Consider the following 14,422-nt stretch of genomic DNA (forward strand, 5'->3'; position numbering starts at 1 on the left):
GGGTGTTGATGCGTGTGCAGGGGGTGAAGCGGTCAGCGGGCGAACTTGTCGGCGCCGAGGTGGCTTCGGTATGTCTCCGTCATGAAGGCACTGACCACGACCAGGGCCAGTACCGCCGCCGCTGCGAGGTAGACCCACACGGCGTAGATCGTGTCGAAGCTGGTGACCAGCAGGGCGGCGACGAACGGGGTGATGCCCATGAAGACGGAGAACGAGCTGTTGTACGCGATGGCACTCGCGCTGAAACGGGTGCGGGTGGCGAAGAGTTCCGCGGCGCAGACCGTGACGATGCCGGTCAGGAAGAACTCCGGGATGATGTAGATGAGTTGGCTGGCGATCGCGGCGCCGAACGTGGCCTGTTCACCGACGTAGAAGGCCAGTGGGACCAGGACGATACAGGCGATGGCCCCCATGACCAGCATCGGCTTGCGGCCGATGCGGTCCGAGAGGATGCCCGCGAGGGGCAGCAGCGGAATGAGGACCGCGACCGAGATCGCGTTGGATGTCAGCGCCATCCAGCGGGGCAGGCCCAGCGTCCCCGTCAGGTACTCGGGGTAGAAGGTGACCCAGCTGTACGAGAGGATCGCCAGCATCACCGAAACACCGCAGAAGACGAGCATCGGCCGCAGCTGCGAGCGGAACGCCTCGCGGATGGGTGCCTTGACGACCTGGGTGCCGTCCTCCGTGGCGCGGACGAACTCGGGCGTCTCCGCGATGCGCTTGCGCAGCCAGACCCCGACCGCGCTCAGCGGGAGCGCGAGGAGGAACGGGATGCGCCAGCCGTAGGAGTTCAGGGCCGGCCCCTCGAACACCGCGCTGGTCAGCGCGGCGGTGCCGGCCCCCGCGAGGATGCCGAAGAAGCAGCTGTTCGAGGCGTACGAGGCGTAGTAGGCGCGTCGCTTGGGCTCGGCCCATTCCACGATGAAGGCCACCGCTCCGACGTACTCGCCGCCGGAGACCATGCCCTGGACGATGCGGATCACCAGGAGGAGGAGCGGTGCGAGGATGCCGATCTGCTGGTACGTCGGCAGTGCGCCGATCATGGCGGTGGTCACGCCCATGACCACGATGGTCCACAGCAGTGCCTTCTTGCGGCCCACTCGGTCTCCCCAGCGGCCGACCAGAGTGCCGCCCAGGGGGCGGAACAGGCACGCGATCGCGATGAGCGCGTAGGTGCTCAGCACCGCGACGGCGGGGTCGCTGCCGGGGAAGAAGGCGGGGGCGAGGACCGGGGCCATGTAGCCGTAGAGCCCGTAGTCGAACTGTTCCACGAAGTTGCCGATACTTCCCGCGCCGATGGCCCGGCGTATCGCCTTCCGGTTCTCGGGGTCGGCGGTGTTTCTGTCGCCGGCGGCTGTGGGTGGCGCTACAGCGGACATGGCTTCTCCGTTCGCGCGGTGGGAGGGAGTCAGGAGGTACGTACGCGACAAGCGATGTGCATACGTATGAACTGGGGGGTTGTGCGGGACCCTAGAGAGGGCGGTGGGGGGCGTCAATAGGTGGGACGTGGATCAGTTGTTGGGCTTCGCAGGCTCGGCAGGAGGCGCCGTGAGGCCCTGGAAGGTGTCCATCAGGACGGCCGCCATGTTGTAGAGCACCAACTGCGCACCCGCCTGCTCGGCGGCCCTGGCACCGGCCGTGTCGGGGACGATGGACATGACCGCGCGGCCGGCGTCGTGTGCTGCCCCGTGCGTCGCGGCGATGAGCTTGTCGATGGCGTCCTTCCCGGGGAAGCCGCAGTCCACGGTCAGGTCGGCCGGGCCGACCAGGACCGCGTCGATGCCCTCCGTAGCGACGATCTCGGCCGCCGCCGCACAGGCCCGCGCCGTCTCGATCATCGCCACGACCAGGGTCTCCTCCGAGGCGGCGAGGTGCTCGGCGGCCGTCACCGTACCGAAGCGCCCCGCCCTGCTGTACGTGGCGAAACCCCGCTCCCCCAGCGGTGGATAGCGATCCGCTGCCACCGCCCGCCGTGCGTCCGCGGCGCTGTCGATGTGCGGATGAATGAGGCCGGCGGCGCCCAGATCCAGGCAGCGCAGGGCGAGTGCGGGCTCCGCGGTGCCGACGCGGACGAGTACGTCGATGCCCTGCGCGGCGGCCGCGGTGAGGTGGTTCTGAAGCACCGTCATGTCGGCCGGGCCGTGTTCACAGTCGATGACTACGTAGTCGAGGCCGGCGACACCCGCCATCTCCACCAGCGTCTCCGACGGGAGGCGGAGCAGCACACCGTAGAGCCGCTCCCCCGCGGCCAGCCGTTGCTTGAGGGGGCGGCGGCCCCCTGGCCCGGCCGTCATCGCGCCACCATCCCCGCGGACAGGTCGATGTCGGCACCGCACAGGCCCGGCATCCGCAGCATCGCCGTCACGGCCGCACCCACCTCTTCCTCGGTGACCATCCGGCCGAGGGCCGACCGTGACACGAAAGCCGCTTCGGCTTCCTGGTAACTGCTGCCGGTCCGCTCCGCCTCCAGGCGGAAGTTGCGTTCCATCCGCGGGCCCGAAACCGGGCCGGGAGAGAGGGAGTTGACCGTGACGCCCAGCGGGCCCACTTCGCCCGCCAGCGTCGTGGTGAGGCCGATGACCGCCATCTTCGACGCGCAGTAGGGGGTGCGCCGCAGCAGTGGCCGCTTCCCCGACACCGAGGCGATGTTGATGACGTCGCCCGCGCCCCGCTCGGTCATGGCGGGCAGGAACGCGCGGCACATCAGGAACACACCTCGCACGTTGACACTGAACACCTCGTCCCAGTCGTCCGCCGAGATGTCGGTCAGCGGGGCCACCGGTCCGGCGATCCCGGCGTTGTTGACGAGGATCGAGATCTCCTCGCCGGCGAGGCCTTCGGCGAGCGCCGCTACGTCGGAGGGGTCGGAGACGTCGCAGACCCGGTGGGTGACGTCCGGGCCGAGCCGCGTTGCGGTCTCTTTGAGGGCGCGCTCGTTGCGGCCGGTGATCACCACTCGCGCGCCGTCGGAGAGCAGCGAACGGGTGATGGCGGCCCCGAGCCCGCTGCCGCCGCCGGTGACGAGTGCGGTGCGTCCGCCCAGGGGTGCAGCGGCGCCCGTCATGCGTCACCCCCGACGTTCCACGGCAGCGTGGCATCGCCGTACTTCGCCGCCCGTACGTCGCCGGAACGGGCGTGCCCCTCGAAGAGCTCGACGCGGGCGGCGCGTCCGCACACCTCGCCGAGCTTCGCCGACGAGGCGGGGTCCGTGACCTCCTGGTACGTCACCGTCTTGAGGTACTTTCCCACCCACAGGCCGCCGGTGTAGCGGGCGGCGCCGCGGGTCGGCAGGACGTGGTTGGTACCGATGACCTTGTCGCCGTACGACACGCAGGTGCCCTCGCCGAGGAAGAGCGCGCCGTAGTCACGCATCCGGTCCAGGGCCTGGCGCGGGTTCTCGGTGAGGATCTCGACGTGTTCGCTGGCGTAGGAGTCGGCGATGTCGAATGCCTCATCGAGGGAGTCGGCGACGACGATCTCGCCGTGGTCCCGCCAGGCCGGCTCGGCGAAGTCCTTGGTCGGCATGCCCGGCAGCAGCCGGTCGATGTGCCGCTCCACCTCGCGGCCCAGTTCCTCGGAGGTGGTGACGAGGACGGCGGGCGAGTCCGGGCCGTGCTCGGCCTGCGAGAGCAGATCCACCGCGACGACGAACGGGTCGGCCTGCTCGTCGGCGACGATGAGGATCTCGGTGGGACCGGCGAACAGGTCGATGCCGACCTCGCCGAAGAGCTGGCGCTTGGCCTCGGCGACGTACGCGTTGCCAGGGCCGGCGATCAGCGGCACCCGGCCGATGCTCTCGGTGCCGATGGCCAGGGCCGCGACCGCCTGGACGCCGCCGAGCAGGTAGATCTCGTCGGCCCCGGCCAGATGCATCGCGGCGACGGTGGCCGCGGGGATCTCACCGCGGATCGGCGGGGCGCAGGCGGCGACCCGGGGCACGCCCGCGACCTTCGCGGTCACGATCGTCATGTGCGCGGACGCCGTCAGTGGGTAGCGGCCACCGGGTACGTACGCACCCGCGCCGGCGACCGGCACGTGCTTGTGTCCGAGATGCACGCCGGGCAGCGTCTCGATCTCGATGTCCTGCATCGAGTCGCGCTGCGCCTGGGCGAAGGTGCGCACCTGCTGCTGTACGAAGCGGATGTCCTCCAGCACCGTGTCCGGCACCCCGGAGACGATCTTCTGGATCTCGTCCGGGCCGAGCCGGAAGGACTCCGGGCTCCAGTTGTCGAACTTCTCGGAGTACTGGCGGACCGCCGCGTCCCCCTGTTCGCGGATGTCGTCGAGGATGGCGGCGACACGCTCGGCGACATCCGCGCGGGCCGCGCGCACCTCACCGGCGGGTATCGGGGACTTCAGATGACGGGGCATGGAAGGCTTCTCCTCGGAGTGTGTGGGATTGCGATGAGGACTTTCACAAGGCGGGCTGCGTGCGTTTCGCTGTCCCCAGCAGGTCACGTACCGCGGCGGAGACGGACGCCGGCTGCTGGACCGGCAGCAGGTGCCCGGCGCCGGGGACCGCGCTCAGCCGGGCGCCCGGCACCGCCTCGGCTATCGATCGGTGGAATTCCGGCGGGCACAACGCGTCCCGCGTGCCGTACAGGACTGTCGTCGGGCAGCGGACAGTGCGCAGTGTGTCGTGCGCGTCCGAGCGCGTCGCCTGGGCGGCGAGCTGGGCGCGGGCGGCGTCCGGGCCGACCCGGTGGGCCATGCTCCGGTAGCGGTCCGCCAAGTCGCCGGGCGGCTCGGTCACATCGAACATGCCCGGCAAGGTCTGCTCGATGACCTCCTCGAACCGGCCTTCTGCGATCAGCGCGTCCATGGCGCGCCAGGCGGCGTACTGCTCCGGTCGCGGGGCCCCCGCGTTGGTCGACATCGCGCAGAATCCCGCGACCCGCTCGGGCGCCCGGCGCAGTACTTCGAAGCCGACGATCGCCCCGAGGCTGAGCCCCACCAGGACGAACGGGCGGCCGGGGACGGTGGACAGTACCGCATCCGCCTGCCGGCCGATGTCCGGTTCCGTCAGCGCGATGTGGTGCACCTCGTGGTGCTCGGGGAACGCCACGTCGGTCCAGAGGCCGTGGTCGCACAGCATGCCGGGTACCACGACGAGCGGCAGGGGCCCGGACGCACCGGACGCACCGTCAGGAAGCGCGGGACCGTCAGGAAGCGCGGCGGTCATCAGCGACGCGCGGAGCGGGGCAGCAGTGCGTACGGGGCGACGTAGCCGTTGTGGTCGATGCCCAGCCCGGCGTCGGCCGCGGCCTTGACCACTTCCTCGTCCCAGTCCAGGCGCACCCGGCCGTCGCCACCGTTGACGATCAGGAGGTCGCCCTCGGTGTCACCCACGTTCCGCAGGGTGCGCCACGCGCCCTCGGGAACGGAGAGGATGTCGCGCGGTCCCAGGCGGACGGTGACCGGGTCGGTGCGGTTCAGTGTGACCTCCCAGAGCCCGTCCTTGACGATCAGCGCCTGGGTCTCGTGCTGGCGGTGCAGGGAGACGCCCTGGCCGGGCTCGGCGCGCAGCCAGGCGGCGTTGTGTCCGTGCGGATTGAAGATCCGGGGCTCCTGGTGCGGGTCCTCGGTCATGCCATAACCGATGACGCAGCTCAGGCGCGCCCCGCCGCCCGGCAGTGTGCTGTCGAGGAAGGGCCGGTCCGACCAGATCAGTTCGTCCGCTGCGGCGACCCGCCGCTTCATCTGCTCGGGGGTGTAGTGGCGCAGCCGGTCGATGTACTCCTCCGCCATCGGCTCGGTCAGCTCGGCGCCCTCGGGGATCTCGTCGCCGGCGACCGTGTCGATGAGCTGGTTGTCGGCCGTGAGGTACAGGCCGTGGCCCTCCGCCTCGCGCAGCACCGAGGGGCCCCAGATGATGCCGCCGGTGTTGTCCATGCCGAGCACGGTGAACATCCAGCCGTCGTCCGGGCCGGTGTTGGTGAAGCCGCGGAAGATCCAGGTGGGGACGGACGCGATGTCGCCCGCCTTGAGGGTCAGTGCGCCCTCGGTGCCGTCGGCGCCCCAGCGCAGCAGGTACTCGCCCTCGGTGCAGACGAACACCTCGGCGGTGTAGTGCAGGTGGAGATTGTTCGTGATGCCGTGCGGCATGGCCGCCGCACCGATCTGGAAGCCGTGCGGCAGGCGGAGGTTGACGTGCTGGCCGGAGGACTGCGAGACGCCGGGGCCGATCATCGCGTAGTTCTCCTTCCGGTCCGAGCCCGGCGTACGGCAGTCGATGAACGCCTGGTTGCAGGAGACGAAATCGCTGCGGCGGATCGTGCGGCGATCCAGTTCCGCGGTGGACACGACGACATCGGACATGGTCGCTCCTTCGCTCTGAGTGCGTGGGGAATGCGTGGGGAGGGCGTTGGGAGTGCGCTGGGAACTCACCGGAACGCGTATGGAATACGTATGCATTGATCTGACAGCCACGGCTCCGGTGCTGTCAAGGGGTCGGTCGGGACGGAGTGCAGACGTATACTCACGGCCGTACGGGCGAGTGAGGGGCTGTACGAGCGAGTAAGGGGCCGTACGGCGGACCGGGGCGAGGGGACGAGGACGACCGATGACGATCACAAGTCACGACGTGGCGAGACTGGCGGGCGTATCGCAGGCCACGGTGTCCCGCGCACTCCGTGACGACCACCGGGTGTCGGCGGCCACCCGGGAGAAGGTCCGGCGGGCCGCGCAGGCGCTGAACTACGTTCCCAGCGAGGCGGGGCGGACCCTGTCCACCCGCTCGACGCGGCGCATCGGCGTGATCGTCACCGACCTGACGAACCCGTTCTACCCGCACGTCGTCGCCCCGCTGCACGACGAGCTCCAGGCCCTCGGCTACCGGATGATGCTGATCACCGAGCGGTCCGACGAGGCGGTGGCGGGCGAGAACCTCCTGGACCAGTCCCTGGACGGGGTGGTCCTGGCCACCGCGACCACCGAGTCACGGCTGCCGGCCCAACTGGACCGCCGCGGCATCCCGTATGTATTTCTCAACCGCGACACCGGGCAGCCGGGCGACTACGCGTCCGTCGTGGACAACGAAGGCGGCGGCCGGCTGGTGGCCGGCGTCCTCGCCGAGCTGGGACACCGACGCATCGCGGGCATCTTCGGCTCGCCCAATACGACCACCGGCCGGGACCGCGAGCTGGGCTTCCGGCTGGCGCTGGCCGAGGCGGGGATCGGCCTGCCGGACAGCCGTGTCGTCCGCGGTGCGTTCGAGTACGACACGGGGTACGAGGCACTCCCCCGGCTGCTGGCCGCCGACGAGCCGCCCACGGCGGTGTTCTGCGGCAACGACGTGGTCGCCATCGGCGTGCTGAACGCTGCGATCGCGGCCGGGCTCCGGGTGCCGGACGACCTGACGGTGATCGGCTTCGACGACCTCCCGATGGCGGACTGGGAGGTGTTCCGGCTGACCACGGTCCGCCACGACCTGCGGGAACTGGCCCGCCAGGCGGCACGGCTGCTGGTGCGCCGGATCACCGGCGAGGCCGACCCCGCCGGGGAGCGCCTGATCCTGCCTACGGAGTTCGTCCCGCGGGCCACGCACGCACGCCTTACTTGACCGCGGGCAACGCAGGCGCGCATTCCTCGCGCTCCTGCCCGCCGCCCTGTTTACGCTGCAGCCGGAAGCCCACGGTGACGAGGACCGCGGCGAGGCCGAACGAGAGCCACAGTTCGAGCCGGTGGCCGGGCAGGATCGCCATGAGGAGCAGTACTGCCGCGATGAAGACGATCGTCGCCACGGTGAGGTAGGGGAAGAGCCACATCCGCACCTCGGCCGTCCCCTGCTGCCGGCGCCGGGTGGCGTACTGGGTGACCGCGATGACCAGGTACATCATCAGTGCGATCGCTCCGCTGGACGCCAGCAGATACGTGAAGATCTTCGGCAGGAGATAGTTGGCGAGCACCGCGGCGATGCCGACGACGGTGGAGGCGACGACCGCGTTGCGTGGCACGCCGCCGCGGGAGACGACGGCGAAGGCCGCCGGGGCGTCATTGCGCTTGGCGAGGGAGAAGGCCATGCGGGAGGCCGTGTAGATGGCCGAGTTCAGACAGCTGCACACCGCGATGACGACCACGATGTCCATGATCTGGCGCGCGCCCGGGATGTTCATGCGCTCCAGGACGGCCTGGTACGAGCCGGCGGCCAGCCCTTCGGCGTTCCAGGGCACCAGGCAGACCACGATGAGGATCGAGCCGAGGTAGAAGAGGCCGAGACGCCAGACGACGGCCTTGATGGCCTTCTTGATGTTCTTCCTCGGGTCTTCCGACTCGGCGGCGGCGATGGTGACGATCTCACTGCCCTGGAAGCTGAACATCGCGGTGAGCAGGGCGGCGAGGACGGCGATGCCGCCCTTGGGCGCGAAGCCGCCGTTGCTCCAGAGGTTCGACACGCCGCTGGTGCCGGAGCCGGGCAGCAGGCCGCATATCGCGAGGGCGCCGAGGACGAGGAAGCCCACGATCGCGATGACCTTCAGGAGGGCGAACCAGTACTCGAACTCGCCGTAGTTGCGGACGGCGAGCAGATTGGTGCCGGCCAGTACGACGATGACGGCGAACGCCGGGATCCAGCTCGGCACGCCGGCCAGTCCCCCGAGGACCTCGCCCGCGGCGATGGCTTCGATCGGGATGACGAGGACGTAGAACCACCAGTAGAGCCAGCCGATGGAGAATCCGGCCCAGCGTCCCAGGGCCCGGTCGGCGTAGGTGGAGAAGGAGCCGGTGTCGGGGTTGGCGACGGCCATCTCGCCGAGCATCTGCATGACCAGGACCACCAGCGCGGCAGCGGCCAGGAACGAGACGATGACGGCCGGGCCTGCGGTGGCGACGGCGGTGGACGAACCGACGAACAAGCCGGCTCCGATCACTCCGCCGATGGAGATCATCGTGATCTGGCGGCCCTTGAGCCCCTGAGTGAGTTCTGCTCTGCCGGGGCCGCCGGGCGGCGGCGGGACGGGTGACTCGTGTGGCATGGCGTGGTCCTCGGGAGAGTGTGCTGGGCCCCGCCTCCCCGGCTGCCGTGGAGGCGGGGCACTCGAGGTCAGAGCTGGTCGCGCAGGGCCGGGGGGACGGAGTCGAAGGCTTCCGAGCGTCGGCCGATTTTGTCAATGCGCAGCGTGGCGGTGGCTCCGTGGGCTGCCAGGCCCTCGAAGGCGGAGATCCGCTCGACGGCGGGGGCCAGTGCTGCCGTGCCCTCCTTGGCGGCCCGCTGGTAGGTCAGGGGCTTGAGGAAGCGGGAGACCGAGAGCCCCGCGTTGTAACGGGAGGTCTTGCCCGTCGGGAGTACGTGGTTGGTACCGGCGATGCCCTTGTCGGAGTACGCCACGGTGCTCCAGGGGCCGAGGAACAGCGAGCCGTAGTTGGTCAGGTTCTGCAGGTAGAAGTCGTCGTCCTCGGTCTGGATCTCCAGGTGCTCGGGGCCGATGACATCGGCGACGGCAACGGCCTCGTCGGCGTTGCGTACGACGATGACGGAGCCGTAGTCGCGCCAGGCGGCGCCGGCGATCTCCCGGGTCGTGAGCGTTTCGAGCTGCCGGTCGACCTCGGCGATGACCTTGCGGCCCAGCTCCTCGGAGGTGGTGATCAGCGCTGCCGGGGAGTTGGGTCCGTGCTCGGCCTGGCCGAGCAGGTCCGCGGCGACCCAGGCCGGGTCGGCGGTGTCATCGGCGATGACGGCCACCTCGGACGGGCCGGCCAGCAGGTCGATGCCGACGCGGCCGAAGAGCTGCCGCTTGGCCTCGGTGACGAAGGCGTTGCCGGCGCCGACCAGCATGTCGACGGGGGCCTCGCCCAGCAGCCCGAAGGCCAGCGCGCCGAGCGCCTGCACGCCGCCGACCGCGAAGACCCGGTCGGCCTGGGAGAGGTACGCGCTGTACAGCACGGCCGGGTGGGCACCGTGCTCACCGGACGGCGGCGTGCACGCCACGACCGTGGGCACACCGGCCGCCTTGGCGACGCCGACGGTCATGAAAGCGCTGGCCAGCAGGGGGAACCGGCCGGCCGGGAGGTAGGCACCGACGCGGGTGACCGGTACGTAGCGCTGCCCGCCCTTCACCCCGGGGGCCAGCTCGATCTCGAAGTCGGTGAGGTGCTCGCGCTGGGCGGAGGCGAAGCGGTGCGTCCGCTCGTAGCCCATTTCGAGCGCGGTACGGACGTCGGGCGGCAGGGCGTCGCCGGACTTCTTCAGCTCCTCGGCGCTGATTTCCAGGTCGCCGGACCAGCCGTCGAGCTCTTCGGCGTACGCGCGGACGGCGTCGAGGCCCTTGCGCTCGATGGTGGAGAGCATCTCCGAAACGCGCTCGACGACCTTGGGGTCGCGCTGCGCGGGAGGGCCGTCGACGGCCGGCTTCTTGAGCCACTGGAACGGGGCGAGGGCTGCTGCTTCGTGCTGCGTGATCTGCATGTCAGGGACGGTAGACGCGCGCCAGGCACAGGACTAGGTGAGTGATTCCTGGGCTTCCCACAGGGTTTCCCTATGGCTTTCTGCTCCCCTACGCCTGACCTTCGATCTCGGCACGCAGCTCGCGGATCGTGTCCTCCGCGAGACGGGCCAGCTCCCGGGTGGCCCGGGACAGTGGATGCCCTTGGCGCCGGACCAGCGCGATGGTGTCGTACAACGGCTCGGCGAACGGCACGGTGTGCAGCCCTGCCGGGAAGCCCGGGCTGTCGATCACCGCGCGGCTGGCGATCGTGTCGCCCACCCCCGCGGCCGCGAGCTTCAGCGCGGCCTCGACCCACTCCAGCTCCATCAGCGGTTCCACGCGCACGCCCGCCAGTTGGGCGCGCTCGGCGATCTGCCGCCGGGTCGGGTCCTGCCAGCCGTAGTGGGCGTCGTACAGCACGAGCGGTGCCGCGGCGAAGGCTTCGATGGTGACGGGGGCGGCGGCGCGTTCCGGGTCCGCGGTGACGTAGAAGACCTCGTCCCGCATGAGCGGCCGCACGACCAGTCCCTCGTCGTCGATCGGCAGTACCACCAGCCCGGCCTCGATCTTTCCGGCGGCGACCGCGTGGGCCGTCTCGGCGGAGTTCTGGCCCACGAGACGCACGCGCACGGCGGGGTACCGGGCGTGGAAGGTCTGCGCGAGGTTGGCGAGCAGGTAGTAGTCGGCGTTGCGCAGCACACCGAGCGTGGCCGTGCCACCGCCCAGCGACCCGAGGGACCGCACCGCCTTCACACCGCCGTCCGCCGCCCGCAACGTCTCCTGCGCGTACGGCAACAGTTCCCGCCCGGCCGCGGTGAGGGTGAGCCGGCGGCTGCCGCGGACGAACAGTACGGCGTCGAGTTCCTCCTCCAGGCGCCGTACCAGCTCCGACACGGAAGCCTGCGCGATCTCCAACGCGGCGGCCGCGCCGGTGAACGACCCGAGCCGCTCGGCCTCGACGAATGCCTTCAGCTGATTCAACGTCATGGCGTGGCCCGCCCGGTGCCTGCACCGTCCACCAGGGCTCGGTGGCCGGCCTCGCGGACGATACGTTCGGCGGTCTGCTCGGGCGTGAGGGCCGCGGTGTCGAACCACCAGCCGACGTCCCCGAGCTCGCGCTTCATGGCGGCGTCGAGGCCTTCGTAGCCGTCGAAGTAGAACCGCTCCCGTGGGTTCCGGAGGGTGTTGCGGTGCCGGCACACCTCGATGCCCGGTGCGAGGACGACGAACAGGACCTGCCGGGACGGCAGGAGGGAGAGGAAGAAGTGCAACTGCTCGCGGTCGGGTATCACCCAGTCGATCACGGGCGTGAAACCGGCATCGGAAATATTGTCCGCCAGCATGCAGAGATTGCGGTTGCACAGCTCAAGTTGCCGTGCTGCTTCGTCGGCGGGCTCGCCAAGGGCACCGACGCGACCGCTGACGATCAGCCTGCTGATGAAGTCACCGTCGAGCCGGGCGGAGCGTGCCAAACGCTCAGCGACCAGCCTGGTCACCGTCGACTTCCCGGCGCCCGGCATCCCTGTCACGATCAGGCAGCTCCGCGTTCCCTCAGTGATCACGCCCGCAATCGTGTCAGCGCGCCCACTGGCCGGCAACAGGCGGGGGCCGGATTGCGGCCGTAAAATCGCGGTATGGCTGAGCGGTCGGATGCTGTTACCGCGCCTGAGCTCATTGTCGAAGCGGGGGGCGGCAGCCAGGTGCTGAGCCCGCTCCGGACGTACCACGTCGGGCGCGATCCCGCGAGCGAGGTGGTGCTGGAGGATGCCAGGGTCTCGTGGCATCACGCGGTGCTGCACACCACGGACGGCCACTGGGTGGTGGAGGACGAGGAGAGCACCAACGGTACGTACACCGAGGGGCGCCGCGTGCAACAGTCGGACGTGGGGCCCGGCAGTGTGATCAGGTTCGGCAATCCGGCCGACGGTCCGTGCGCGGTGCTCAGCGGCGTACCGCGACCGCCGCGGGCCGCCGGCCGGCCGTCCGCCGTCACCTCCGTCCCGCACCCCGCCGCCACCCGCACGTTCCGGCAGCCGAGCGCCGTGCGCCCCTTGCCCTCGGCGCGGGTCACCCGCATCGGCCGGGCGCCCGACAGCGACCTGGTCGTCGAGGACCTCATCGTCTCGCGCCGGCACGCGGAGCTGCGGGCGGGTCCGGAGGGGTACGAGATCGTCGATCTCGACAGTCACAACGGTACGTATCTCAACGGCCGGCCGGTGACCCGCGCCCCGGTCGTCCCCGGCGACATCGTCGGCATCGGCCACTCCGCGTTTGTGCTGGTGGGCGAGGAGCTGCAGGAATTCATCGACACCGGTGAGGTGTCGCTGGACGTGCAGGAGCTGACCGTACGGGTGGACAAGGGGCGGAAGACGCTGCTCGGGCAGGTGTCTTTCCCCGTGGGCGAGAAAACACTGCTGGCGGTGGTCGGGCCGAGCGGTGCGGGGAAGTCCACACTGCTCAACGCGCTGACGGGGCTGCGGCCCGCCGATGAAGGCACGGTGCTGTACGACGGCCGTGACCTGTACCGGGACTACGCCGAGCTGCGGCAGCGCATCGGGCTCGTACCGCAGGACGACATCCTGCACTCCCAGCTCACCGTGCGCCGCGCCCTCGGCTACGCCGCGCGGCTGCGCTTCCCCGAGGACACCGCGAAGGCCGAGCGGCAGGCACGGGTGGACGAGGTCATCCACGAACTGGGGCTGGACCAGCGGAAGAACCAGCCGATCCACTCGCTCTCGGGCGGCCAGCGCAAGCGCGTGAGCGTGGCCCTGGAACTGCTGACGAAGCCGTCGCTGCTCTTCCTCGACGAGCCGACCTCCGGCCTCGACCCGGGCATGGACCGCTCGGTCATGCACATGCTGCGCGGGCTCGCGGACGACGGCCGTACGGTCATCGTCGTCACCCACAGCGTGCTCAGCCTGGACGTCTGCGACCGGCTGCTCGTCCTCGCACCGGGCGGGACGATCGCGTACTACGGGCCGCCGGAGGACGCCCTGCCCTTCTTCGGGTTCGAGGAGTGGCCGGAGGCGTTCGAGGCATTCGAGAACGACACGGACCGGGACTGGGCAGGGCAGTTCGCCGCCTCACCGGTCCACCGGCGCTATGTCGCGGCGGAATCCCATCAGCCGTGGCGCGCGCCCGAGGCGCCGCGCGGCCCGGTCGACGCGCCCAAGTCGCAGAGCTGGGGCGCACAGCTGCGTACGCTCGTACAGCGTTACACGGCGGCGCTGACGGCCGACCGTACGTTCCTGGTCATCATGGTCGCGCTGCCGTTCGTGATGGGAGCGATGGCGCACGCCCTGGCGGGCAGCGAGCTCACCCGGGACTCGGCGCTCAACGCACTGCTGATCCTGTGTGTCGGCGCGGTGCTGACGGGCGCCGCCAACGCCGTACGCGAACTGGTCAAGGAACGCACGATCTATCAGCGGGAGAGAGCCGTCGGCCTGTCGAGATCGGCGTATCTGATGTCCAAGGTGCTGGTGCTGGGGACGATCACAGTCGTCCAGGCGGTGGTGCTGACCATGGTGGCGCTGTTCGGCGTCGAGCTCAACGCGCCGGGCGGGAAGGGGGTGTTGCTGCCACCGCTCATCGAAATCACTCTCGCTGTCGCCCTGTTGGCCTTCACCGCGATGATGCTCGGCCTGTTCGTGTCGGCGCTCGTGCGGAAGGAGGAGGTCACCATGCCGCTGCTGGTCCTCCTCGCGATCGTGCAGGTCGTGTTCTGCGGTGCGCTGCTCAAGCTGCAGGGCGTCATGGTGCTCGAACAGCTGGCGTGGCTGGTGCCGTCGCGGTGGGCGCTGGGCGCCATGGCGGGCACGATCGATCTGCACCGGATCGTGCCGCAGGGCATCACCACCGATCCGCTCTTCCGGCACCAGGCGGGGATCTGGCTGCTCGACATGGGCATGTTGATCGTGCTCTCGATCGTCCTCGGATTCCTGGTGGCCAAGCTGCTGCGGCGGCGCGAGCCCGAGATCATGCGCAAGTAGCCGTGTACGTAC

12 protein-coding genes are annotated in these 14,422 nt (G+C 70.1%); 2 read left to right on the forward strand and 10 right to left on the reverse strand.

The features are described from left to right. Positions 1 to 32: 32 nt before the first annotated feature. From IF04_RS0116585 to IF04_RS0116610, 6 genes are all read right to left on the reverse strand, one after another. Positions 33 to 1,379 (reverse strand): MFS transporter, encoded by a 1,347-nt coding sequence (locus tag IF04_RS0116585; protein WP_030257289.1) that lies wholly within the window; start codon positions 1,377 to 1,379, stop codon positions 33 to 35. A 132-nt stretch (positions 1,380 to 1,511) separates the two neighbouring features. Next, complete coding sequence (locus tag IF04_RS35755; RefSeq protein ID WP_051831300.1) at positions 1,512 to 2,294, reverse strand: HpcH/HpaI aldolase family protein; 783 nt, start codon at positions 2,292 to 2,294, stop codon at positions 1,512 to 1,514. After that, positions 2,291 to 3,064 carry an SDR family NAD(P)-dependent oxidoreductase gene (locus IF04_RS0116595; RefSeq protein WP_030257294.1) on the reverse strand — a complete coding sequence of 258 codons (774 nt, stop codon included), beginning with the start codon at positions 3,062 to 3,064 and terminating at the stop codon, positions 2,291 to 2,293. Before IF04_RS0116595 ends, IF04_RS35755 begins: the two co-directional genes overlap by 4 nt. Continuing rightward, positions 3,061 to 4,371: a histidinol dehydrogenase gene (hisD, locus tag IF04_RS0116600; RefSeq protein WP_030257297.1), complete on the reverse strand. Its 1,311-nt coding sequence runs from the start codon at positions 4,369 to 4,371 to the stop codon at positions 3,061 to 3,063. The genes IF04_RS0116595 and hisD (IF04_RS0116600) overlap by 4 nt, the downstream gene beginning before the upstream one ends. Before the next feature lie 43 nt (positions 4,372 to 4,414). After that, complete coding sequence (locus IF04_RS0116605; protein ID WP_030257300.1) at positions 4,415 to 5,095, reverse strand: alpha/beta fold hydrolase; 681 nt, start codon at positions 5,093 to 5,095, stop codon at positions 4,415 to 4,417. Between the two features lie 86 nt (positions 5,096 to 5,181). Beyond that, the gene (locus IF04_RS0116610) at positions 5,182 to 6,318 is read right to left on the reverse strand and encodes a cupin domain-containing protein (RefSeq protein ID WP_030257303.1); all 1,137 of its coding nucleotides are present in this window, start codon (positions 6,316 to 6,318) and stop codon (positions 5,182 to 5,184) included. 244 nt (positions 6,319 to 6,562) lie between these two features. Between IF04_RS0116610 and IF04_RS0116615 the strand changes: the two genes are divergently transcribed. Then, positions 6,563 to 7,561, forward strand: coding sequence for a LacI family DNA-binding transcriptional regulator (locus tag IF04_RS0116615; protein ID WP_030257305.1), 999 nt, complete (start codon positions 6,563 to 6,565; stop codon positions 7,559 to 7,561). On the opposite strand, the gene IF04_RS0116620 is transcribed toward IF04_RS0116615, so the two are convergent. The 4 genes from IF04_RS0116620 to IF04_RS0116635 form a co-directional block, all read right to left on the reverse strand. Next, complete coding sequence (locus tag IF04_RS0116620) at positions 7,554 to 8,972, reverse strand: amino acid permease (RefSeq protein ID WP_051831301.1); 1,419 nt, start codon at positions 8,970 to 8,972, stop codon at positions 7,554 to 7,556. The genes IF04_RS0116615 and IF04_RS0116620 overlap by 8 nt on opposite strands. A gap of 68 nt (positions 8,973 to 9,040) precedes the next feature. Further along, on the reverse strand, positions 9,041 to 10,402 hold the full coding sequence (gene hisD, locus IF04_RS0116625; protein WP_030257310.1) for a histidinol dehydrogenase: 1,362 nt from the start codon (positions 10,400 to 10,402) through the stop codon (positions 9,041 to 9,043). Positions 10,403 to 10,490: 88 nt separating this feature from the next. Further along, entirely contained in the window at positions 10,491 to 11,408 is a 918-nt protein-coding gene (locus IF04_RS0116630) for a LysR family transcriptional regulator (RefSeq protein WP_030257313.1), read from the reverse strand. Next, positions 11,405 to 11,941: a nucleoside/nucleotide kinase family protein gene (locus tag IF04_RS0116635; protein ID WP_051831302.1), complete on the reverse strand. Its 537-nt coding sequence runs from the start codon at positions 11,939 to 11,941 to the stop codon at positions 11,405 to 11,407. Before IF04_RS0116635 ends, IF04_RS0116630 begins: the two co-directional genes overlap by 4 nt. Positions 11,942 to 12,055: 114 nt before the next feature. On the opposite strand from IF04_RS0116635, the gene IF04_RS0116640 reads away from it, so the two are divergent. Further along, complete coding sequence (locus IF04_RS0116640; RefSeq protein WP_030257320.1) at positions 12,056 to 14,410, forward strand: ABC transporter ATP-binding protein/permease; 2,355 nt, start codon at positions 12,056 to 12,058, stop codon at positions 14,408 to 14,410. Positions 14,411 to 14,422: the final 12 nt, after the last annotated feature.

It is taken from the genome of Streptomyces violens (genome assembly GCF_000717745.1).
Taxonomy (GTDB): Bacteria; Actinomycetota; Actinomycetes; order Streptomycetales; family Streptomycetaceae; genus Streptomyces; species Streptomyces violens.